Consider the following 22,691-nt stretch of genomic DNA (forward strand, 5'->3'; position numbering starts at 1 on the left):
GCGGGTCACATGAGACTAGGCAGGGGCTTGATGGACCGTCAAGGATATCCACATCTTTATCCAAGGACTGCACAAACCTTGCGGATTGTGCTAGCTGCCCCCGATACGATGTAACGACAATTACTCGTACTTCGTGGGGACACTCTTGAATCAGCCGCCGCTACCGCCTGCCCAAAACCCTGCGTGGGGTCAGAAGCAGGACAAGACCAACAAATCAACGTTGGTCATCGGCGGGTTCGGTCTGTTTCTCCTCGCCGTCGGAATGATTTCGGGCGGCATTGGTGGCGCCGTCGTTATGGCCGCAGCCCTTGCGCTATTCACCGGGATCTACACAGTTGTGACGGGCCGGCCGTCCTGGGCCAGGCTAGCCGGCCGAAAGGCCGGATCCATCGTCACGGCCGCCAGCGTCGTCGCCATGATGGTCGGTGGCGCTCTGCTGCCTCCCGCGGGAGACGTCGTCCCGACAGCGACCGCTGAGCAAACGGCGGACGCTACCCCGGCGCCGTCCGCGCAGCCCACCGAGTCCGCAACTCCCAAGGCTTCACCCTCCGCTACGCCGAAACCATCGGCAAGTCCCGACGTCGCCCCCGTCGACAGCGAAACCGTTGCACCAGCGCAAGGCGACCCGGACGCGCCCCAGGAACAGCCGGAGTACGGCATCAGGGCACTCGCCCTCCTGGAGACGCTGCCGATCAAGGGCCGCGCCCCAAAGACCGGCTACGACCGGGAAGAATTTGGCCAGGCATGGCTCGACGTCGACCGCAACGGCTGCGACACCCGAAATGACATGCTCAACCGGGACCTCCGCGACATCGTTCATATCAACTCCGTGCCGTGCAAGGTTCGGTCCGGCACGCTCCAGGACCCCTACACGGGCACCACGATTCCATTCCTCCGAGGGCAGGACACCAGCAGCGACGTGCAGATCGACCACATGGTTGCGCTCGCGGACGCTTGGCAGAAGGGCGCCCAGCAGCTCACCTACGATCAGCGCGTCGCCTTCGCCAACGACCCTCTGAACCTCCAGTCAACGGATGGGCCGACAAACGCCCAAAAGGGCGCAGGCGACGCCGCAACCTGGCTCCCGCCGAACCGTTCCTTCCGATGCGAATACGTTGCCCGGCAGATCTCGGTCAAGGCGACCTACAGCCTTTGGGTCACCCAGGCGGAGCACGACGCGATGGCCAAGGTCCTCTCCAACTGCTCGGATACTCTTGCACCGACCAGTCAGCCTTCGCCCACCCCCGCTCCCGAACCCGAGCCGGCTCCTGCCCCTGCCCCTGCGCCGGCTCCCGCTCCGGCACCTGCCCCTGCTCCGGCACCAGCCCCTGCTCCGGCACCTGCCCCTCCGCCGGCACCTGCTCCAGCTCCCGCACCCGCTCCAGCGGCGGTCTATTACCCGAACTGTGCAGCCGCGCGCGCGGCAGGCGCAGCTCCGGTTCACGTCGGACAGCCCGGATACGGGGCCCATCTCGACAGGGACGGCGACGGCGTCGGCTGCGAGTAGCGTTAGCTCACCCGCCCATTGACGGTCCGGCGGCACTACATTAGAAGGACTCACCGACTCGCGGGCAGGCAGGAGGCGTATGGACCCGGATCCCACTCACGACCGGCTAATCAACCAATGGCTTGATGAGTACGCCGCATCCCAGCACCAGAAGCGGGCAGCCGCGAACGCCATACAGGACGCCATCGCTGCACGCCTCGACGACGACGGGCTCAACTATCACGCCATCGAGTACAGGGTGAAAGACCACCAGTCGCTCGAACTGAAGCTCCGGCGCTGTAATCCTGACGGAAGCCTGAAGTATGCGGAGGGCCTGAACGACATCGACGACGTCATCGGCGTCCGGGTCATCACATACCTCCAGTTGGACGTTGAGCGGGCTATAACTGCACTGCGAAACTCTTTCGAGGTCATCACCCACGTGGACAAGACCGCCGAACAGCGTGAGAAGGGCGAGTTCGGCTACTCCGGTCAGCACCTGATCCTGCGAATCAGCGAGGATGCTGCCCCGAACGGCTGCCGCAACCACATCGGCGAACGATTCGAAGTGCAGTTCCGGACCATCCTCCAGCACGCCTGGGCGGAGTTCGAGCACGACATCCGCTACAAGAGCGCCGGCCCGGTGCCACCCGAAGTCAATCGGGCATTCACGCTGGCGTCCGGGCTGATCGAGTTGGCCGACAACCAGTTCAGCACCATCAGCAACGTGGTCGCGATGGAGAAAGCCAACCCTGAGGAATCGGCCAACCTTTTGCCGGTGGACCTCACGAGCGAGGCGCTTGAACGCATCCTCGAACAGGCTCTCCCCAACAACCCGCGCAGTCGCGTTGAACAGTATGAGTGGTTACGGGGACTCCTGGAGGCACATGGCATCACAACGGTTGCCCAGGCCTCAGAGCTGATCGCTTCTGCCGACTGGGACGACATTGCACGCAAGGTCCAGTACAAGTTTGCGCCCGGCCACGTCCGCGCCGCAGACGATCTTCTGCTTGTCCGTTACGGCCAGGAGCACATCGACAAAACCCAGCCACTGGGCCACGACCGCAACAGACGCGCAAAGCTGACGTATCGCCTGCGGAGACTGCGCGACTAGCACTAAACCCGCCCCTAAGCGGTCAAGGAAGCCGCTTGCCCCGCCCGCCGGAACGTCGGAATACTGGAAGCGGAAGCAGGGAGAGCGGGGTACTGATGAACGACAGAAGCGAGCGCGCCCGACGCATGCAGCGGGTCTCCGAATACCGTGCCGCCCGCCGGTCCGGAAGCAGCGCTTCGGAGGCTATCGAGCAGGTTGAGGATGACGAAGAAGAACAGCCGCTGATCACCGATTTCGCTGCCAAGGCCGATTTCGAGATCCGGCAGGCCACGGCAAGAGGCGACTTCGACAACCTGAAGTATGCGGGCAAACCCATCCCCGGCCTGGGCGCAACACTTGACCCCGACTGGTGGGTCAAAGGACTGATCGAACGCGAGCAGCTCTCCGGCATTGCACCGGCGCCCTTCCGCCTCCGCAAGGAAGACGCCGAACTCGACGACAAGCTGGACCGGCAGTACATGGAAAGCAAAGCCCGCGAGATTCTCGAGGACTTCAACCGGCAGGTCATAGACGCGCGAAGACAACTCCTCGGCGGACCGCCCGTCGTGACGAAGACCCGGGACGTGGAGAAGGAACTCGAGCGCTGGCGCGAACGCCGCGCGGCACGGACCGCCCGGGCTGCGGAGGAAGCCGCCCCGCAGGAGGAGACGAAGCGCTCACCGTGGTGGCGCCGTCGTCGTTAGCTTTCAGCTGCTACTCCGCGGAAAATTCGCCGTCGGCTATTGCATCCGCATACTTACTGAGGTCGGGGCCGGGCTCAAAGTCGACGAACTGCGGCTGAAGTTTCTCAAACAGGAACTTATAAACCTTGTCCGGTTCACCGCCGGACTGTGTGGCCGCAGCTTCTTTCACTGCTTCCTGCAGCGCCTTGTCCGCATCCGAAAGGATCTTCTCGCGGGCCTGTTCGTTCCACTTGACGTCGCTGATGTTCAAAACCGGCCTCCAACAGTAAGTAGACTGTTTATCATCTTCAGGCTACGGGGCTGGACTCGGGGCCACAAGCGATTCATCCTGTCATAGAGATAGTGCGCAATTTCTGCCCTGATAATGTGCAGGGACATTACTGGATTAGAGACGGGTGCGGGCGTGAGTAGTGATATCGGTGAGGATTCAGTTCGCAGCGAACTGCAGGACCTGATCCTCAACGGTGAAGAGATCGACGTCTTCCTCAACGGCATGGTGGAAATCGCGTCGCGCGAACTCACGCAAGCCACCGGGAGCACCGTCTATTCCGCAGTGACACTCCTGCGTCCCAAACGGGCAGCGACCGTCGCCAGCAGCAGCGACCAAGCCAGGAACATGGACGAGGTGCAGTACGCGTTCGACGACGGCCCCTGCCTTCGTGCCGCCCGTGAGCACTACACAGTAGTGATCCAGGACTACGAAAAAGAGAGCCGGTTCGGTGACTACCGGAAGGCCATCGAACAGCACGGCATCCGTTCGACCCTCGGCGTACCCATACTGCTCCAGGACAACGCGGACGCCGGACTCAATCTGTACTGCGAAAAGCCGATGGTCTTCACCCCCGAGGTGATCGCGGCCGCCGAAGGATTTGCGGCCAATGCGTCCAACGCGCTTCGACTCGCTGTCCGGATCGCCGGTCTGATGGACCACCGGAATGACCTCACCGTCGCAATGGAAACCCGCACCACGATCGACCTGGCAATCGGAATTGTCATGGGTCAGAACCGCTGCACGCAGGAAGAAGCCGTGAACATTCTCAAGGCAGCTTCGAGCGCACGTAACGTCAAACTCCATGCCGTGGCGGCGGCCGTCGTTGAATCGGTCAACCAGTCGAGCGCGACAACACACTTCGACGCCTAGAGCGGGACCGCAGCCAACGCCACGATGAATGGACCTCGATGACTGCTTTCGTTACACCCGATTCGTTCACCACGCGCCCGACGCTGCAGGGCACCTTCGGCATGACGGCCTCGACTCACTGGCTCGCAACGGCATCAGCACAGGCCGTTCTGGAACGCGGCGGCAACGCCTTCGACGCCGCGGTCGCGGGTGCCTTTGTCCTGCACGTTGTAGAACCTCATCTCAACGGACCCGGCGGAGACATGACCGGTGTCTTCGCGACCGCTGATAACCCTTCCGCACCCGTGATCCTGATGGGTCAGGGCCCGGCACCGGCGGCCGCCACGCGCGAGCACTACCTCGCCGAGGGTCTTGAACTGGTGCCCGGCGCAGGTGCGCTGGCAGCCGCCGTTCCGGCCGCCGTCGACGCCTGGCTTCTGCTGCTGCGCGACCACGGAACCTGGGAACTGAACGATGTGCTGGCCTTCGCCATCGGTTACGCCCGGAACGGGCACCCCATTGTCGGCCGCGTTGGAGCGACCATCAACGCAGTGAAGGATCTGTTCACTGACCACTGGCCCACCTCGGCGGCGCTCTGGATGCCGGACGGCACGATCCCCGAGGAGGGAGACATCGTCAGGAACGAGGCGTACGCCACGGTCCTCGACCGGCTCATCGAGGCCGGAAGTGCTGATGGTGTCGTTTCCACACGCGAACAGCGCATTGACGCTGCGCGGCGCGAATGGCGTGAAGGCTTCGTCGCTCAGGCCGCTGTCGAGTTCATCAAGGCTCCCCACCGCCACTCCTCAGGGCAGGACCACGCAGGGGCCATGGGTCTCGAGGATTTCGCGAACTTCCAGGCGGGCTACGAGGAAGCAACCACTCTCACCTTCCGCGGATACACCATCGCCAAGACCGGCCCCTGGGGACAGGGACCCGCCCTGCTGCAGACCCTCGCGATCCTGGACGGGTTCGACGACGACCGCCTCGACCCGTCCACCGCCGTCGGCGCACACACCATCCTGGAAGCCCAAAAACTCGCCATCGCCGACCGCGAGGCCTACTACGGTGATACTTCGGTGCCCATGGATTATCTGCTGTCCGAAGAGTACGCGGCGCAGCGCCGGGCGCTGATCACGGATAAGGCGTCCACCGAGTTCCGTCCAGGCGCGGTTCCCGGACACGAACCCTTCATTCCGCCGCTGCGCACCGAATACACGCCGCCCGCGCTGGCAGGCAAGGACGGCTTCGCCGGCGTAGGGGAGCCGACCGTTTCCCGCAGTGGTGAGACGCGCGGCGACACCTGCCACATCGACGTCGTCGACCAGTGGGGCAACATGGTCTCCGCGACGCCGTCGGGCGGCTGGCTCCAGTCGTCCCCGACCATCCCGGAGCTGGGATTCTGCCTGGGCTCGCGGCTGCAGATGACTTGGCTCGAGGGGGGTGCGCCGTCGTCCTTGCAGCCCGGGAAGCGGCCCCGCACCACACTGACGCCAACCCTCATCCTCAAGGACGGCCAGCCGGTTGCCGCGCTCGGTTCACCGGGTGGCGACCAGCAGGACCAGTGGCAGCTGCTCTACATACTGCGCACCATCGTCGGTGGATACTCGCCGCAACAGGCAATAGACGCTCCATCCCTGCATACGACGTCGGTTCCGGGCTCGTTCTTCCCCCGCACCTGGGAGCCGGGCGGCGCCGTCGTTGAGGACCGGCTGGGCGAGGACGTGATCGCCGATCTCGAAAAGCGCGGACACGTCATCACGCGGGCAGGGGACTGGGCACTAGGACGTCTGTCCTCGGTTGTCCGCGACCCCTCCACCGGCGTCCTGATGGCCGCCGCTAACCCGCGCGGAGCGCAGGGCTACGCAGCGGGACGCTGAACACGATGTACTGCGCGCGGCCGCTGCCGGCTAGAGGAACGGACGCAGCGGTGCGAGGATCGCTTCGCTGACACGGGCCACAATATGGCGGCTTTCCCATTCTTCGAGGGGGAGTTCCCGGCAGTTGCTGCTGTCGATCTCGTAGATGCGCTCCATGGTGGCGGCAAGCTTCTCGTCGAACAGTTCGATGTTGATCTCGTAATTCCCGGTTAGGCTGAGGCGGTCAATGTTGGCCGTTCCTACGGTGGACCATTCGCCGTCGACCGTGGCGGTCTTGGCGTGAATCATCGCGTTCTGGTACAGGAGGATCCTGACGCCGTCGCGCAGTAGCGCCGAATAGAAACCACGCGACAGCCAGTCGGAGACCACGTGGTTGGAGTCTTCGGGCAGGATAACCCTCACATCGACGCCGCGCTTGCTGGCCCGCAGGAGCGCGTCAAGGATCTGCTGGTCGGGGATGAAGTAGGCCGTAGTGATGTAGATGTGGCTGTGAGCGCGGTTGATGGCGTCCAGATAGACGCCGCGAATCGGAAAGACGAGGTTCGCGGGAATGTTGTTGACGGCCCGTAACCGCGGTTCCCAGAACTCGGCGCTCTTTTCCTCGAGCGGGCGGTGGCGCTTGTTGGGCGCGGCGTTCCAGAACGACACGAATGCCTGGCGGAGTTCCCAGACCGACTTCCCCTCAAGCTTCAGGTGCGTGTCCCGCCATTTGGAAGCGTAAACGGAGCCGATGTTGTAACCGCCGACGTACCCAACGGAATCGTCTACGACGAGGATCTTGCGGTGGTCGAATCCTGTGCCCCGGATATTGGTGAACACGATGGACGGGCGCAGCACCGGGAACCGGAACACCGCCACGTTGGGGTGGAAACGGTAGAAGGTGGGCGGCACCACAAGGTTGGCGAAACCGTCATAGATCACATACACGTCCACGCCGCGGCCGGCCGCCTCATTGAGCGCGTCCTTGAACTGGCGGCCAATCGCGTCGCCCTTCCAGATGTAGGTCTCCAGCATGATGGTGTGCCGGGCGTTCCGGATGGAGGCGAGCATGTCTTCGTAGAGGTCGTGCCCATAGGTGAATACTGTGGTCGCAGACCCAGCCACTTCGGATTCGAAGATACCCGGGTGTGGGAACCCGGGGCGCTTGCTGCGGCGTTTCTTCTGCACCGCATCAACAAGAACGATGACGGCGATCACCATCGCCTGAACGGCTGCGAACGCCATGGCCGCCCGCGAGAGCAGGGAACGGGTCAGGTCCAGCAACTGCAGGCGGCGGAGAGTTCGCATGCAGGTAAGCCTAGTAGGCGAAGGAACCTGCACCTGCCGCCGGCGAGCCCCGGCGGTCGCCGACGCAAGCCGCTGCGGTCTCTAACGCTTGTTCAGTGCCGCCAGCAGCCGGTGCTCCGCGTCCTCGCCCGGTTCGATTCCGCGCGGAATCCGGAACAGGAAGAACATTCCGAGCAGCCACCAGAAACCGAACAGGATCCAGGGCGGGGGAGTAAGCGCCGCCGGCATCCCGGGCAGGTACAGGCTCAGCAGGGCCACGCAGAGAACTGCAGCGGCGACCCCGATGACCAGGCCGCCGTTGCCGGATCCGCCGATGCGAAGCGGCCGGTCCATGGAAGGCTCCCGCCGACGCAGGATCACGAAAACCACCGCCACCAGAATGTATGCAATCACAATGCTGGGGGCGCCTGAGTCAACCAGCCAGACGAGCATCGATACGCCGAAGAACGGTGCAAGGAAGGACAGTGCGCCGATGAACATCAGCGCATTGGCGGGCGTGCGGTACTTCGGATGTAGTTTGCCGAACCAACGGGGAAGCATGCCGGAGCGGGCCATGGAGTACATCAGCCGTGAGGCGCCCAGCAGCAGCGAGTTCCAGGAGGTGAGGATTCCTGCGATACCGCCGGCAATGAGTATCTTGGCCATCAGGTCGCTTCCGAAGAGGGCTCCCATGGCATCTGCGGTGGCGATGTCCGCCTGGACAATATCATCCGCGGGCATGGCCGAGGATGTGGTCAGGATGGTCATGACGTACCAGATAGTTGCGAGCAATACGGCGACTACGACTAATTTGCCGATCTGTCGGGCGGGGATGTTCACCTCCTCCGCCGACTGGGGGATCACGTCGAAACCGACGAAAAGGAAGGGCACCACAACGAGCACGGCGAAGAACCCACCGAGTCCACCCGCGAAGAACGGTTCCATGTTGGTAGTGGAGCCTCCGGTGAAGGACCCGAAAATGAGGATGAGGCCGATGAGCAGGAGGAACAGCACCACAAAGGTTTGAGCGACGCCGGCGAGTTTCACGCCGAGGATATTGATCGCGGTGATCACGACGGCGGCTATCGCACCGACAAGGGCCCAGGTGAGGTACACCTGGCTTCCGGCCACTTCCCACAGCGGTATCTGGTTCAGACCCGGGAACAGGTACAGCGCAGTTCGTGGCAGTGCCACAGCCTCGAATGCAACGATCGTGACGTACCCGCCGGTGATCGCCCAGGAACCGATGAAGGACCAGCGGGGCCCCATGCCGCGCAGGAGGAAGTTGTGCTCACCGCCCGCCTTGGGCATCGAGGCTGTCAACTCCGCATATGTCAGGCCAACCACTCCCATGATGATGCCGCCGGTGACCATGGCTAACGCCGCACCCATGGTTCCGGCAGAACCGATCCAACCGCCGGTCAGCACCACCCAGCCAAAACCGATCATTGCCCCGAACCCGAGCGCCAGGGCGTCCCAATTACCCAGGACCTTCAGCAGTGAAGTGTCCTCCGCGCCCTTGGAAATCTGCTGCTCTGCCATGAGCGTCACCCTTCTTGCCATGGCCGGTTTATCCGGCTCTATGTTGGTGTGAGATGAGCGTAGTCCCACAGCCACCCGAGCGGACAGATTTCAGGCAAGTGTTTCTGGACAGCGCCTTTAGGACAGTGCCGCAACCCGGGTGGGTGGGTTGTGCCCTGGGCAGATCCAACTGATCCCTCCGTCATCGATTCGCCGCTGCAACTCGGCTGTCGTGCGCGCGGCCAACGGGTTATCACCGTTCAGAGCGCGGTAGAACCGCTTGATCGTTCCGTCCCGCCCAACCCGCACGGCGTCGCCCGTGCAAAGGACATCATCGAGCTGGAAGGCCATCTGGCCGGGGGTGTGTCCCGGAATGGGAAACGCGGTGAGGCCTTCGAAAAGTTCGCGTTCGCCGTCGAGCTCGGTTAGAGGTTCCGGCGCCTCTACCGGCGCGACCTGGAGGAGCACACGGCGCATCCGGGTGGGAGGAGGGACCTCCCGACGCAGGATCGCAGCATCTGCCGCACCCAGCCACACCGTCGCCTCCAGTTCGCGCCGGAGCCGCAGCGCAACCTGTGCGTGGTCGGCGTCATAGTGCGTGAGCAGAATGTCGGTCACCTGACCGACGACCGGCGCGGCGTCGCGCAATTCGCCCAGAACGGCGTCGTAACCGCTCGCCATGCCCGGGTCGACGACGACGGTGTGCCCGGACGTCCGCAGAAGGTAACCATTGGCGCCCTTGGAGCGCTGCAACTGGTAGCAGTTACCCGAGATGGTGCGCATACAGTACCTCTGTCTTACCGCTAGTCATCCTCGCCCTCACGGTTCTTCTCTTCCTGTTTCTGTTGTTCCTCGGCGTCCTTCTCCGCCTGCTTCTGGGCTTCCTCGGCTTCCTTTTCGGCCTGTTTCTGGGCTTCCCTGGCCGCTTCCTCCTCGGCCTCCCTCTCATCCTCCGTCTGGGTGTTCTCCGGGTCCGCACTGTCTTCAGGCACAACCGGCACCGTGGCTGCAGGGGGAGCGGGCTCGGTCGAGGGTTCGACCGGAGCAGGCGGTTCCACTGGCGCGGGTGCCTCCTCCGGCTGGATGGACTCGATGAAGGCGTTGATGTTGTCCTCGATCTGATCTGCCCGCCCGGGGGTCACTGCGCCCGAGCCCTCAGCCCGCTGCACGTCGGCTCTCAGTTCCTCCGCCTGAACGAGCGCGAGCTCAAAGTCTCCCTGCTGTGTGAAGGCTGCCAGTTCCCTCACCTGTTGCTGAAGTGATTCGGCGGTACCCGGCTCAATGGCTTCAGGCCCTCCGCATGCTCCCAGGCCTGGAACAGCGAGCGCCAGGACAAGAACCCATCGCTTCGAACTCATGGCTGCACACTTTCGTATAGTTCTGACAGTCTTTCCCCTGGTATGCCGGGCACGGACGGCAACGGTTCCGGGCCGGGCGCCGGGGTAAGGATGCCCGACAGCATCACACCCAGCACCACCAGTGCCAGCACAACGACGACGGCTGCCGCCGCCCACCAGCGCCGGTTGCGCTGTACCGGCTTCCCGCTTACGGGCGTGGCAGGACGCTCCACCCGCGCCGACCGCTTCGTCGGTTCCGGCTGAGGGGCCGAGCCGTCGACAGACGTCCGGCGATCGCCGCCTCCCGCTGTGCTGGTGACGTCGTCGTCGTTCAGTCCGAGAACGAAAGCGCGGCGGGTGGAGTCAGAGGAATAATCGGCGCCTGGCAGCACAGTGGTCTCGGGACCTGCGTCCTCGTGTGGGTGGTGGTCAGCGAGGAAAGCATTCCGTCTGGAGGCCAGCAGTCCCGCGACATCGGCCGCGGTGGGGCGCGCGTTGGCCGTACCCGCGGTCATGTGAGCAATAAGGTCGCGCCACGCGGGATTCACGGAGGCGGGAATTGCCGGGCCGCGGTGCAGGCGTGCAAGCGCGGTCTCTATTCCGCGGCCCTCAAATGCGGGTTCGCCCGTCAGGCATTCCAGCAGTACCAGGCCAAGGGCGTAGATGTCGGTCGCAGCCCCAACCGCTTCACCGCGGGCCTGTTCGGGGCTGAAGTAGGCGGCAGTGCCGATCGTTTCACCCGTTGCGGTGAGCCGGTCAGCGTCCGCGCGCCGGGCGATACCGAAGTCCGTCAGGACGTAGCCGAAGCGGCCGGACGAAGGCTCGGCATCACGGGTCAGGACGTTGGACGGTTTGACGTCGCGGTGAGTGATGCCCTTCGCGTGGACGTAGGCGAGGGTCCGGGCGACGTCGTGTCCGATGGCCCAGGTCTGTTCGGCCTCCAGGGGTCCGTTGTGCAGTAAGCGGTGAAGATCGGGCCCGTCGACGAGGTCCATAACCACCCAACCGGCGGTGGCGGAGTTGCCGACGTCGTGCACTTTGACCAGGCCCGGGTGATCCAGGCTGGCCAACAATTGGGCTTCGACGCGCTCGCGCTCGGTCAGCCGTGCCCCGGGCTGACCGCGGAAGAGCTTGATAGCAACGTCTCTGTCGAGCAGCTGGTCGTAGCCTCTGCGGACCTCCGCCATGCCACCTCGGCCGAGCAGGTCTCCAACCAGGTAGCGTCCGTCGAGTACTTCACCGGCGGCATCTCCGACGCGTCCGCCGGGTTTCGGCCCGACGGCTGGGGTAGGCATTCTGTCGGGCGGAGGGGGAAGCTGCATGTCAGGCACCTCCTCATTCTCCGCTGTACCTGTGCTTTCATGAAAGCGTCACCGGTCTGCCCGGTGCAAGGCGGCCCGGTCAGGTTCTCATGACACGCTCATCTCCAGGGGACGGCGTGCGTGGAACTCACAAAAAGATGGAGGGTGCGCGCCGCGCAGCCTCCATTCCAGTTCCAGGAATCAGCCGAGCAGGCCGCCCAGGCCACCGCCGCCGCCGAGCTTGCCGAGGAGGTCCGCCGGGTTGATGCCGAGCTTTTCCAGCAGGCCGGAGTCGCGTTCCGTGTCCACCTGGTTCGGCAGTTCCTGGTCAGCCTGCTGGGCCTTGTCGTGGTTACCCTGGTTCTTCAGGAGGTCGATGATCTGCTGCTTGTCGATATTCATGGGTTTCCTTATCTACTGGTGACTTCGTTACGAGGGGTGGGGACTAGCGGAACCGCGGCGCGGCAGGATCCTCAGGATGATTCACCTGCGTGCTGCCGGTGGTCTCCGTGGTCTGGGTGCGTGCCTTGGCTCCCTGAGCTGCGCCCTTGAGCTGTTCCGAGGCCGACGGCGAGGACTGGATCTCAGCCTTCATTCGCGGCGCTTCTTCTTCTGCCCTATTGAGGTAGTGCTCCCAGCGCTGGGACATGGGCTTGATGAGCCCGCCACCGACGCCGACCACAATGACGCCGACAACCGCAGTCAGGACGGCGATGAGGATCGGAGTGGTTACGGTCGTTGCAATCTCCACCTGGTTGAGAGCTGCGATGATGCCGATGCCGAGAATGAAGATGCCTGCGATATTGGCGAGGATCTTCCCGTAGGAAAGTCCTCCGAGGGTGTTCTGGATCAGGCTCTTCACCGCTGATGCGATGGCGGCAGCAATGATGACGATGATGATTGCCACGATGATCTTCGGGAGGAAGGCGATGATTCCTTCGAGGAGATCGCTGACCGGATTAGGCCCGAAGACCCCAAATGCGAACTGGAGCACGAACAGCACCAGCGTGTAATAGACGATTTTCGCGATGATGTCGCTGGCATCCAGCGACGACGTGGCGAGTGCCTTCTTGACTCCGCCGCGTTCTACGACCCGGTCAAAACCCACGCGTTCGAGCAATTTGTCCAGCGCTTTGGAGATCGCCTTCGCGATGAGTAGCCCGACGATCAGGATGACGAGGAACAGCAACAGCTTTGGTACGAACTCGATGACCGAAGCGAGACCGCTTCTCAGTGTTTCTTCCATGGAACCTCCATCAATATGGCTTCACGAAGCTGCCGGGTCGGCGTGACGGCTGCCCGCCGGGTTGCACGTTTCCAACAGTAAGCACACATTGAGAAAATAGGAAGGAGGCTTAGTATTTCATTTCTGAGCCTGCCGAACCGGGCCACGGGTAGTCAGGGGTGCCGGAAGCCCGTTCCCTGCAAAACTGCCCGGTACCCTTCCCGGTAGGTCGGGTACATGAACGTGAATCCGCTCGCCGTCAGCCGCGCGTTGCTGCAGCGCTTTCCCGTCGCCGGCGCGGAATAGGCGACACTCCCAGAAGGACCAGGAACACCCAGTTCCGTCGCAAGGAATTTCTGCACGTCGGAAAGCACAGCGGGTTCATGGTCTGTGCCAAGATGAACCCCGGCCGCCGCCTCAAGTCCTGCGATGTGTACGATGGCCGCAGCCGCATCATCCCGGTGTATCCGGTTGGTCCAGTGCGGTGCGTTACCTCCCCGCACCGTCCCGTTCAGCACCTGGTCGATCAGCCGGGTGCGGCCGGGCCCATAGATGCCGGAGAGCCTCAGCAGCACCGCCTGAGGCGCCCGGTTGCCCAGCAGTTCCTCCGTTTCCCGCAGTACCGCACCGGTGGCGGTCGAGGGTGAGGGTGGGGTGCTTTCGTCAATCCAGCTGCCGTCGTCGTTGCCGTACACAGCCGTCGACGAGACAAAGACAATCCGTCGCGGCGCAACCCTATCCCGGTCAAGGGCCGCGAGCAGGTTCGCTGTGCCGTCGTAGTAGGTGGCCCGGTAGGCGGCCTCACTTCGCCCGTCAGCGGTCAACGCGATGACGACGACGTCGGTGTCCCGGGGGATGGGCGGCAGTTCGCCCTTGAGGTCGACGGACTTCCCCTCGATCTGCGGCGGCAGCTTCTCAGCGGACCGCCGCCACCCCACAATCCGCCGTCCGCCGGCCGCAAAATAGAGTCCCGCCTGTGTGCCGAGGTCTCCGCATCCCGCAATCAATACAGTCATTCTCCGAGCTTCCCATACGGGACCTGCCGGAAGCGTCGTGCCAGACTTGGGGCCATGGCCACACGGTTACTGATCATCGCCGACACACACCTGCCGAAACGTGCACGGCGCCTGCCGCCGGAGGTCTGGGACGCGGCGGAGGCAGCCGACGTAGTGATTCATGCCGGCGACTGGGTGAGCGTAGAGCTGCTCGACGAGCTCGAACGCCGCGCGCAGCGGGTGATCGGCGTCTTTGGGAACAATGACGGCGCGGAGCTGCGGGAGCGGCTGCCGGAAGTCGCCCGGGTGAGCATGGACGGGGTGCGGTTCGCCGTGATTCACGAAACCGGTGCCGCCGCCGGCCGCGAAAAGCGCATGGATGCCGCGTTTGACGATGTCGATGTGCTGGTCTTCGGGCACTCCCACATTCCATGGGATACCACCACACCGAAGGGAATGCGGCTGCTCAACCCCGGCTCGCCGACGGACCGCCGACGGCAGCCCATTTGCACCTTCCTCACCGCACAAGCCGACGACGGCGCCCTCACCGATGTGCGCCTGCGCAACGTCACAGCGCGATAGGTCCGGGGACGGTTCTTCCGACCATCAGGTCGGGGAGAGGTACGCCGACGGCACGCTGCGCGGACTGCAGCTGCAGCCAACCGAGCGCCAGCGAGACCACGGACACGACGGCTGCTGCGACGATCGGCCAGGTCATGCGGCGCCGGGACTTACCGTCGCCCGGACCGGTTGCTGCCGCGTGCCTGTGCCTGTCTGCTCGAATCCTGGCCATGGATATCCGTTCGCAACTGTTCAAGCCTGATCGTTTGACCTTATGAGTGGCGGCCGCTGGCGGCCGTAACCGCCAGCGCCAACTTCGACGCTAAACCGGGCCCGGGGAACCCGCAACGTCCCTTAACCCGTCCGTGATCGATTGGTCGGTCGAGAGACCGGATTGTGCTGCCGGAGGTCTGCTGCGGGAAATCGTTTGCCGTACCCAGAACCTCTGTCACGGCGGAGCACTTCCCGAGCGCCGTCCCCTTTGTAGGCGGGTTCGGATCGTTATGGCGGCGTTATCGCCGGAGCTTCTCGATCGCCTTGCGTGCGCGCTCAACTTCGCGGGTGGCTTCCTTCGCCGTGCGCTCAGCTTCCGTGCGCTCGCGAACGGCGTCATCGGCGTCGTCATCGACCACGTCGATGTCCTGCTCCAGCGCGCGGATCCTCTTCCGCAGATCCCTCACCTGGGATACGAGTGCTTCGCGGTCGCGCTCAAGCTGGTCAACGCGGGCCGTGGCTCGCTTGAGTGCAGCGTCGGCTTCCTCGGACCTGTCCTCTGCTTCCTCCAGCTCGGCGCGCGCTTCGGCGGTTGGGTCGGGCTCGCGTTCGGCATGTCCGGGCTCGTCCGCACCGGACTCCGCTCCGTTGCTGCCGGCCTCGAAGGGTCCGCCCACAGCGCCCGTGAGATCCACGGCTTCCCAGCCCGTGGCTTCCAGCGGCCGAATCAAGCGCCCGGTCGAGACCGCCGCGGCAGCACCGGCGTCGGCCATCGCCGCCCGCAGGGTCTGTTCCACCTCCAGGGCAGCTGCCGGACTGGCCGGATGCCCCAGTTCCTCAGTGAGCGCGACGCCGTCCTTGACCAGCGCCGATATAAGCTGCTGACGCTGTGTGCCGAGCTTCTTCAGCTCGCCCCGATCGAGCTGTTCCTGAGCCTCGCGCATCGCTGCGCCGAGTTTCAGCGCTTCCCGCAGCTCCGAGCCGCGGTGCGCGGTCATCATATTGAGCAGCCAGGCTGAAGCCGATGGCTTGCGCAGCGCACGGACTTCCTTGGCCAGCGCCTTGTCGTCGAGACTCTTCGCACGGTCATTTCTGGCAGAAGTGAATTCATCCAGGGGCCGCGAGTAGAGCTCGGACGCGATGTCGGCGAGGTCAGTCACTGGGAAACAGGCTCCATCTGGTCGGAGGCTACGCTGTCCAGTCAGGCGACGCCGAGCTGTCTGCCGCGCGACCGGCGCTCACTGGGCGCTCAGGAGCAACAGTACCGCCGACCCACTCGCTGTTGAGCAGAAGGACACTCGCTGCTGAGCGGAAGAATCAGGGCAGGGGCGGAATGGTCGGACCCGGTTCCGGGATTGGCCGGTCGGGCGAGGGCCCTGGTTCAGGCTCGGGCGGAACGCCCGGAGTGCCCGGTCCCGGGTCGGGGATGGGGTACGGCGACGGCGAGGGCTGCGGTTCCGGCGCAGGTTCCCCCGGGGGTCGCGGCTGAGAGGGATCCGGATGCGGCTCATGGGGCGGGGTGGACATTCCAGCGACCTTCTCTCCATCGGTTGGGGCTCATGAGTAACAGTACGCCGGAGGAGGCGGGGCGGGAATAAGCAGTGGGGCCGGGTGCTTTTACTTCTGGCTGCGCACACTCCTGCGCGCCGTTGAGTACCTTCAGGGGGATTTTCGTGCCGCAAAAGACGGACAAAAGCACACATGCCGACGACGGCACCGCACAGAACAAGCCCGGTGAGATTTCACCCCGCGACAGGCTGGTCATCTCCCTGCTTCTGGTCTCGGCCTTCGTTGTCATCCTCAACGAAACCATCATGGGCGTCGCACTACCCCGCCTCATGGATGACCTGCAAATCACTGCCTCCGCCGGACAGTGGCTGACCACGGCGTTCATGCTCACCATGGCCGTCGTCATCCCGATCACCGGCTTCCTTATCCAGCGTTTCAATACGCGGCCGGTCTTCCTCGCCGCGATGACACTCTTCAGCCTCGGCACCCTTGTGTCGGCGATGGCACCCGACTTCGATATGCTCCTCGTCGGCCGCGTGATCCAGGCCGGCGGAACTGCCATCATGATGCCGCTGCTGATGACCACCGTCATGACCCTTGTGCCGCCGTCGTCCCGTGGCAGGATCATGGGCAACATCTCGATCGTCATCTCCGTTGCGCCCGCAATCGGTCCAACGATCTCCGGCATCATCCTCAGCGTGCTGGACTGGCGCTGGATGTTCTGGCTGGTGCTTCCCATCGCGATCGGTTCGCTGGTGCTCGGCGGCATCCGTATCCAGAACGTGACGACGCCCCGCCGCACACCGATCGACTTACTCTCCGTCATCCTCTCCGCGTTTGCGTTCGGTGGGATTGTCTACGGACTGAGTCAGTTCGGCGAGGCCGCCGCAAGCGGATCAGGCATACCGGGATGGGCACCCCTTGCCGTCGGACTTGCAGGATTGGCGTGCTTCATTGCGCGGCAGATCGTGCTGCAGCGCCGCGACCGCGCGCTGCTTGACCTGCGGACCTTCCAATCGCGCACCTTCACCGTGTCAATCCTCGTACTGGCCATCAGTATGATGGCGCTGTTCGGCACGATCATCCTGCTCCCCATCTACCTGCAGAACGTACTCGGCCTTGAACCTGCGGCCGCCGGACTGATGCTGCTGCCCGGGGGACTGGCCATGGGACTCCTCGGACCTGTGGTGGGACGGATCTTCGATCGGCACGGCCCGCGCGTCCTCGTAGTTCCGGGATCGATACTGGTTGCCTCCGCGTTCTGGGCGCTCACGCTCGTTGACGCTTCCACTCCGGTTCCGCTGGTGCTTGCCTGCCATGTGGTCCTGAGCATCGGACTGGCCGGGATGTTCACTCCGCTCTTCACCTCGGCGCTCGGGTCCGTCCGCCCGCAGCTGTACTCCCACGCGAGTGCTGTGGTTGGAACCATGCAGCAGCTGGCAGGGGCCGCGGGCATTGCGCTCTTTGTCTCCGTCATGACGCTGCAGACCGGTGCGCTCATGGCCGCCGGCGCGGCAGAAGTTCCTGCGCTGGCAGGGGGAATCCGCATGGCGTTCATGTGTGGGGCAGTGATCTTCCTGTTCGCCGTCGTCGCGGCGCTCTTCATCCGCAGGCCGGCGACCGCCGACGAGGAGTCCCCATCAGCAACGTCACCGTCGCTGCATGACGACGACGACGTAGCTGCCGCTCCCTTGGCACACTAGGGTCGCCGATGTCGATATTTACGCCTCCGCAGGTCCTGACCACACCCAGGCTGAGGCTCGAACCGTTGGGTCCGGAACATCTTGAGGGAACCTGGATTGCGCTGCAGAATCCGGAATCAATGCGCCTCACCGGGACCCATGCGCAGTTCACCCGACCTCAGGTCGCGGCCTGGCTCGCGGGATTGGCGACCACAGACGGGCGGGCCGACTGGGCGATCATTCTGGACTCCGGCGGGATCCACATCGGCGAAGTGGTGCTCAACGACTACGACGCACACAACAGTTCCATCAGCTTCCGGATTGGTCTGAACGCGGATTCCAGGTTTGCGCAGGGCTATGGGACCGAGGCGACCCGCGCCGTAGTCGATTACGCTTTCGACGTTATCGGGGTGCACCGCATCAGTCTTGAGGTGTACGCGTTCAACCCGCGGGCGCAACGGGTCTATGAGAAGTGCGGATTCCAGGTCGAAGGACGGCTGCGGGACGCCCTGCACTGGGAGGGTGAGTGGTTCGACGCCATAGTGATGGGGATGCTCCCATCGGACCGGCGTCAATAGCCGCAGGAATCAGTCGCGGATGCGTACTGCGGTTTCCCTGAGGTAGAGATCCACCCGGGTGTAGGCGTCCCGTGTCAGGGCTTTCCATAGTTCGAGCGCAAGCCGCTCGTCCTCCGACTCCAACCGCGCTATCGCGTCGGCTGTGAGGAGCTTGATGGTGACCTTCCCCGCGGCCTTCACGGTGGTTTCCTGCCGATCATCGCTGCCCAGCGCGAGTTCTCCGAAGGTCATGCCCGCACTCAGCGTCGTCAGTTTCACGCGGTGGCCGGTGGGACCGACCACCGAGGTGGTGACGCCGCCGGACAGGATGAAGAACACTCCGCCGAAGGATTGACCGATGCGGCGGATGACATCGCCGTCGTTGTAGGTTCGGTCTTCCATCCGGTCGGCGAGCTTCTGGATGTCCTCATCGCTGAGCGGACTCAGGGCAGGGCACTGCGAGATGTCGACCCGGCTCGGCAGATCCAGCTCGCTGCCATAGGTCTCGATCAGTCGGTTCTCGCACCATTCGACAGCTGCCGTCCGGGTGTCAAAAGTCGGAACCTTACGGTCGACGTCGCTGAAAGCATCGGCAAGCGTGCCTTCTGCATCTATCAAAACCAGCTCCCGGCCATCGGCGACCAGGTTTTCACGAACCTCAGCGAGGAGGCGCATCGATACGTCAGCAACCTCATCCACACGGCGCAGGTCGAGGATGATGAGCTCCACCTCCTCGGTGAGATTGCTCAGTTCGCGGACCATCGACTCCGTACCCGCGAAGAGGAGGTCACCGTTAAGCTCAACCACCCGGGCGCGGTGACCATGGTCGCGGAGGAGGTCCATAGCCTCGTCGCCACGGCGGATACCCGAGGGAACCGCCGAAATATCGTAGGTCGAGCGAATGGCGGACTTGCCGACGCGTGCCGCGCGGACAAAGTGGAGCTCCATGTCCTGCGAGAGCCGCTGGCTGGTCGCCATGCCGCGGACACTGCTGCCATGCTCGTCGAGCGGCGGGGAATAGACAGCCAACCCCACCTGCCCGGGGAGCACGGCGATGGTCCCGCCCCCGACTCCACTCTTTGCGGGCATCCCGACGGTACTGATCCAGGAGCCGGCGTCGTCATACATTCCGCAGGTGGTCATGACCGAGAGGACCCGCTCCACCGGCACGATCTCCATGACCTGCTTTCCGGTCAGGGGGTTCCGACCGCTGTTGGCGAGGGTCGCCGCCATGAGCGAGAGGTCCAGACAGTTCACGAGGACGGAACACTGGCGGAAATAGTCTTCGATGACGGGCACCGGATCATTCTCGATGATGTCGAAGGAGCGCAGCAGGTACGCCAGGGCCCGGTTCCGGTGACCATGCTCCAGTTCGGAGGAGAAGATCTCCTCGTCGATGGATAGTTGCCTGCCCGCGAAGGCTGAGTACGTATTGACGATGCGCTTGATCCGGGTGTTGCCGCCCGATGCCTTGATCAGGGAGGTTGCCGTGAGGGCGCCGGCGTTGATCATCGCGTTCGCCGGCCGTCCTGTTCCTTCGGCGAGGGAAATCTCGTTGAAGGAATCCCCTGAAGGCTCGACATCGACCTTCTCGTCCACCTTCTCCAGCCCGAGGTCCGCCAGCGCAAGACCATAGGTGAAGGGCTTCGAGATGGACTGGATACTGAATTCTTCCCGGGTATCGCCGATCTCGTAGATATACCCGTCCACCGTGGTGAGGCAGATCCCGAAGTTATCGGGATTGACGTTGGCCATGGCCGGAATGGTGCTGTACGGCTTTCCGTCCTTCAGCTCCGAAATCTCCCGGTGAATCCGTGCAAGGTAGCCTTCGATTGGAGATTCCATAGGAGCAAGACTATGGCGACTTGTGAGCGGCGCTCAATTCCGTCCGGTTCAGCGCTTCCGGCGGCTGTCCATGATGAGCGAGAGCGCGATTCCGAGCATCCACACATCCTTGGCAACGGGCGTTCCCTCCTGGGTGGGGCGGATGTCCATGTCGTCCTCCTGGGTCATCCCGGGAGTACGGACGTACATGGCCAGCAGCCCGCCGGAGAACCCTGCGAGGGCCAGGCCGGCAAGGCGGCTCGGGATGAAGGGCAGCAGTAGCGCAGCGCCAAGCCCGATCTCGACGGCGGAGAGCACCTTGCCGAACTTCTGGGGATCCAGCTCCTTGACCTGCGGAAAGGCGTTGACAGCCATCCCCTGCAGGTAGGCAGCAGTATCCCTGTCGATCTCCTGCTTGTTCAGACCGGAATTAAGGATGAATGCGCCGGTGCTGAGGCGGAGGGGAATGTGGCTGAGTTTCATCGGAGCTCCTTTGAGAACAGTGGATGGGACTGCTTCGAGCCTACGTCCACTCTCGCGTCCGCCGCCATAGCTTCCAGCGGCACGGACTAGACAGCGGAGGGTAGCCCGACTGCTGCGCTGACGACCGTCCATGCCCAGGTGAACGACGCCACGATCACCGCAGTGAAGAGGGACAGCCACACCGCCGCCGGGATTCCGGTTGAGCGATAGAGGAGATAGGCGTCGGACTGGCCGCGGTTCCGCCGTCGCCGGATATGGACGGTGGCCACTTTCCCGAGGTCGCGGACGGACCCCACCAGCAGCGCCACCCCAAGGGCAACCACTGCGTGCCCGGCGAATTCGGCGGGAACAGCGACCACCAGCACGGTGGAGACCGCCACTGTACCCAGCAGGATGAGCACCCCGCCGGCATTGCGGATGAACAGCAGGGAGAGCAGCAGTACCAGCGCACCGACGGAGAGGGCTGCGGGCGCCCAGCCCGCGAAACCCGCCCAGATCAGAACCGCCCCGACGACGGCTGGAACCGGGTACCCCCAGAATGTCGTCCAGGCCGTGCGCCAGCCTGGGCGCCCGAACGACGTCGTCAGTCCGGAATGGTCGAAGTTGAGCCGGATGCCGGTGAGCCGATTCCCCGTCAGGAGCGCGGCGAAAGCGTGGCCGAGCTCGTGGACGATTGTGCTGAAGAGCCCGAAGTACCGCCAGGTTGCGTTGGGGACGGAGAGTGCAGCGGCCGCCAGGAGGATGATCACGACCTCGGTTAACGCCAGGTCCGGCGGCTGACTCCTGCTGAATCCGGCCACGATCCGATCCCACCACTGCGCTACTAACTCCACCTTGGGATGGTACAGTCCCATCCTGCCTTTGAGTCTCTACGAATAGCTTCCGTAGAGACTCATCACGGACGGGAAAGTATTTACAGACTCGCCGTATGGCGTTCATCTCGGGGCAGGAATGCCTCTGCTTTGATGAAGGTAAATGAAGTGAAAGCTATTCGAGCTATCGACAAGGCGATCATGAACTTCCGGACGGCTGAGCACCCACGGCCGCAACATTTCATCCTGCACATGAGCGACACCCATCTGGTGGGCGGTCCGGAACCCCTGTACGGGGCGGTGGACAGCGAGGCGCGGCTCCAGGAGATCTTCTCCGACCTTGAGGCGTCCGGGTCGCGACCGGACGCGATCGTCTTCACCGGCGACCTCGCGGACAAAGGTGAAGCCGCAGCCTACGCAAAGCTCCGGGACATCGTTGACCCCGCAGCCCACAAGCTCGGCGCCGAAGTCATTTGGGCCATGGGCAACCATGATGACCGCGCCACGCTCCGCACGGAACTGCTCAGCGAGCCGGCGGACACCGCTCCGCTTGACCGCAGCTACATGATCAACGGTTTGCGGATCATCACGCTCGACTCAACCGTGCCGGGACACCACCACGGCGAAATCAGCCATGAGCAGCTTGTCTGGCTCGCCGACGAACTCCTCACCCCGGCACCCTTCGGAACGATCCTCGCTCTCCACCATCCGCCGGTCCCGTGTGTGCAGGATCTTGCCGTCCTGGTGGAACTGCGGGATCAGAGCCGGCTTGCCGGCGTCATCCGCGGGACCGATGTCCGTGCCATCCTCGCCGGGCACCTGCACTACTCAACCAGCGCGCTGTTCGCGGGCATCCCGGTGTCGGTGGCGTCCGCCACCTGCTACACGCAGGACCTCACGTACGACGACGGCGGCACCCGCGGTCGCGACGGCGCCCAGGCCTACAACCTGGTGCACGTGTATGAGGACACCGTGGTGCACTCGGTGGTCCCCGTCGGGACGTACAGCGCCGTCGGCGAGACCGTTCCCCGCGAGGAAACGCGCCGACGCCTGGAAACAGCCGGAGTGCAGATCGCTGAGGCATCGCCCGCGAAAGCGTTCACCAGCGTCTGACCGGCTTCT

General features: G+C 63.9%; 23 protein-coding genes. 9 read left to right on the forward strand and 14 right to left on the reverse strand.

The features are described 5' to 3' along the window. The first annotated feature begins 133 nt into the window (after positions 1-133). The 3 genes from AC5RTB_RS01825 to AC5RTB_RS01835 all read left to right on the forward strand — a co-directional run bounded on the left by AC5RTB_RS01825 (position 134) and on the right by AC5RTB_RS01835 (position 3,283). Positions 134-1,507, forward strand: coding sequence for a GmrSD restriction endonuclease domain-containing protein (locus AC5RTB_RS01825; RefSeq protein WP_494059365.1), 1,374 nt, complete (start codon positions 134-136; stop codon positions 1,505-1,507). A gap of 79 nt (positions 1,508-1,586) precedes the next feature. Further along, a complete protein-coding gene (locus AC5RTB_RS01830) occupies positions 1,587-2,600 on the forward strand; it encodes a GTP pyrophosphokinase (RefSeq protein ID WP_494059366.1) in 1,014 nt (337 codons plus the stop codon). 95 nt (positions 2,601-2,695) lie between these two features. Further along, positions 2,696-3,283 (forward strand): DnaJ family domain-containing protein, encoded by a 588-nt coding sequence (locus AC5RTB_RS01835; protein WP_494059367.1) that lies wholly within the window; start codon positions 2,696-2,698, stop codon positions 3,281-3,283. Positions 3,284-3,293: 10 nt separating this feature from the next. Here the strand turns inward: AC5RTB_RS01835 and AC5RTB_RS01840 are convergent, their stop codons facing one another. After that, positions 3,294-3,533: a hypothetical protein gene (locus AC5RTB_RS01840; protein ID WP_494059368.1), complete on the reverse strand. Its 240-nt coding sequence runs from the start codon at positions 3,531-3,533 to the stop codon at positions 3,294-3,296. Positions 3,534-3,686: 153 nt separating this feature from the next. Between AC5RTB_RS01840 and AC5RTB_RS01845 the strand changes: the two genes are divergently transcribed. Beyond that, complete coding sequence (locus tag AC5RTB_RS01845; protein ID WP_494059369.1) at positions 3,687-4,424, forward strand: GAF and ANTAR domain-containing protein; 738 nt, start codon at positions 3,687-3,689, stop codon at positions 4,422-4,424. 38 nt (positions 4,425-4,462) lie between these two features. Further along, on the forward strand, positions 4,463-6,283 hold the full coding sequence (locus tag AC5RTB_RS01850) for a gamma-glutamyltransferase family protein (RefSeq protein WP_494059370.1): 1,821 nt from the start codon (positions 4,463-4,465) through the stop codon (positions 6,281-6,283). A 30-nt stretch (positions 6,284-6,313) separates the two neighbouring features. Here the strand turns inward: AC5RTB_RS01850 and AC5RTB_RS01855 are convergent, their stop codons facing one another. From AC5RTB_RS01855 to AC5RTB_RS01890, 8 genes are all read right to left on the reverse strand, one after another. After that, on the reverse strand, positions 6,314-7,570 hold the full coding sequence (locus AC5RTB_RS01855) for a phospholipase D-like domain-containing protein (RefSeq protein WP_494059371.1): 1,257 nt from the start codon (positions 7,568-7,570) through the stop codon (positions 6,314-6,316). Positions 7,571-7,651: 81 nt separating this feature from the next. Beyond that, positions 7,652-9,091: an APC family permease gene (locus tag AC5RTB_RS01860; RefSeq protein ID WP_494059372.1), complete on the reverse strand. Its 1,440-nt coding sequence runs from the start codon at positions 9,089-9,091 to the stop codon at positions 7,652-7,654. 117 nt (positions 9,092-9,208) lie between these two features. Next, entirely contained in the window at positions 9,209-9,853 is a 645-nt protein-coding gene (locus AC5RTB_RS01865; protein WP_494059373.1) for an MBL fold metallo-hydrolase, read from the reverse strand. A gap of 20 nt (positions 9,854-9,873) precedes the next feature. Further along, complete coding sequence (locus AC5RTB_RS01870; RefSeq protein WP_494059374.1) at positions 9,874-10,428, reverse strand: hypothetical protein; 555 nt, start codon at positions 10,426-10,428, stop codon at positions 9,874-9,876. Then, positions 10,425-11,729, reverse strand: a complete 1,305-nt coding sequence (locus AC5RTB_RS01875; RefSeq protein ID WP_494059375.1) for a serine/threonine-protein kinase — start codon at positions 11,727-11,729, stop codon at positions 10,425-10,427. Before AC5RTB_RS01875 ends, AC5RTB_RS01870 begins: the two co-directional genes overlap by 4 nt. A 180-nt stretch (positions 11,730-11,909) precedes the next feature. After that, positions 11,910-12,110, reverse strand: a complete 201-nt coding sequence (locus AC5RTB_RS01880; RefSeq protein ID WP_494059376.1) for a hypothetical protein — start codon at positions 12,108-12,110, stop codon at positions 11,910-11,912. A 43-nt stretch (positions 12,111-12,153) separates the two neighbouring features. Beyond that, on the reverse strand, positions 12,154-12,954 hold the full coding sequence (locus AC5RTB_RS01885; RefSeq protein ID WP_494059377.1) for a mechanosensitive ion channel family protein: 801 nt from the start codon (positions 12,952-12,954) through the stop codon (positions 12,154-12,156). A gap of 152 nt (positions 12,955-13,106) precedes the next feature. Continuing rightward, positions 13,107-13,949 (reverse strand): SDR family oxidoreductase, encoded by an 843-nt coding sequence (locus AC5RTB_RS01890; protein ID WP_494059378.1) that lies wholly within the window; start codon positions 13,947-13,949, stop codon positions 13,107-13,109. Between the two features lie 54 nt (positions 13,950-14,003). On the opposite strand from AC5RTB_RS01890, the gene AC5RTB_RS01895 reads away from it, so the two are divergent. Then, entirely contained in the window at positions 14,004-14,510 is a 507-nt protein-coding gene (locus AC5RTB_RS01895) for a metallophosphoesterase family protein (protein WP_494059379.1), read from the forward strand. On the opposite strand, the gene AC5RTB_RS01900 is transcribed toward AC5RTB_RS01895, so the two are convergent. Both AC5RTB_RS01900 and AC5RTB_RS01905 read right to left on the reverse strand, forming a co-directional pair. Continuing rightward, positions 14,497-14,721 carry a hypothetical protein gene (locus AC5RTB_RS01900; RefSeq protein ID WP_494059380.1) on the reverse strand — a complete coding sequence of 75 codons (225 nt, stop codon included), beginning with the start codon at positions 14,719-14,721 and terminating at the stop codon, positions 14,497-14,499. The two genes, AC5RTB_RS01895 and AC5RTB_RS01900, sit on opposite strands and share 14 nt — an antisense overlap. A gap of 280 nt (positions 14,722-15,001) precedes the next feature. Beyond that, positions 15,002-15,862, reverse strand: coding sequence for a transposase (locus AC5RTB_RS01905; RefSeq protein ID WP_494059381.1), 861 nt, complete (start codon positions 15,860-15,862; stop codon positions 15,002-15,004). Positions 15,863-16,375: 513 nt separating this feature from the next. On the opposite strand from AC5RTB_RS01905, the gene AC5RTB_RS01910 reads away from it, so the two are divergent. Together AC5RTB_RS01910 and AC5RTB_RS01915 are read left to right on the forward strand one after the other, a co-directional pair. Further along, positions 16,376-17,914: an MDR family MFS transporter gene (locus AC5RTB_RS01910; protein WP_494059382.1), complete on the forward strand. Its 1,539-nt coding sequence runs from the start codon at positions 16,376-16,378 to the stop codon at positions 17,912-17,914. An 8-nt stretch (positions 17,915-17,922) separates the two neighbouring features. Then, a complete protein-coding gene (locus AC5RTB_RS01915; protein ID WP_494059383.1) occupies positions 17,923-18,471 on the forward strand; it encodes a GNAT family N-acetyltransferase in 549 nt (182 codons plus the stop codon). A 9-nt stretch (positions 18,472-18,480) separates the two neighbouring features. Here AC5RTB_RS01915 and glsA read toward each other — a convergent pair whose 3' ends face one another. The 3 genes from glsA to AC5RTB_RS01930 all read right to left on the reverse strand — a co-directional run bounded on the left by glsA (position 18,481) and on the right by AC5RTB_RS01930 (position 21,590). Continuing rightward, a complete protein-coding gene (gene glsA / locus AC5RTB_RS01920; protein ID WP_494059384.1) occupies positions 18,481-20,295 on the reverse strand; it encodes a glutaminase A in 1,815 nt (604 codons plus the stop codon). A gap of 48 nt (positions 20,296-20,343) precedes the next feature. After that, entirely contained in the window at positions 20,344-20,757 is a 414-nt protein-coding gene (locus AC5RTB_RS01925; RefSeq protein ID WP_494059385.1) for a hypothetical protein, read from the reverse strand. 86 nt (positions 20,758-20,843) lie between these two features. Beyond that, complete coding sequence (locus tag AC5RTB_RS01930) at positions 20,844-21,590, reverse strand: M50 family metallopeptidase (protein ID WP_494059386.1); 747 nt, start codon at positions 21,588-21,590, stop codon at positions 20,844-20,846. Positions 21,591-21,770: 180 nt separating this feature from the next. On the opposite strand from AC5RTB_RS01930, the gene AC5RTB_RS01935 reads away from it, so the two are divergent. Continuing rightward, positions 21,771-22,682 (forward strand): phosphodiesterase, encoded by a 912-nt coding sequence (locus AC5RTB_RS01935; RefSeq protein ID WP_494059746.1) that lies wholly within the window; start codon positions 21,771-21,773, stop codon positions 22,680-22,682. The last annotated feature ends 9 nt before the right edge of the window (positions 22,683-22,691 follow it).

The sequence above is a fragment of the Arthrobacter sp. M71 S08 genome (genome assembly GCF_059089725.1).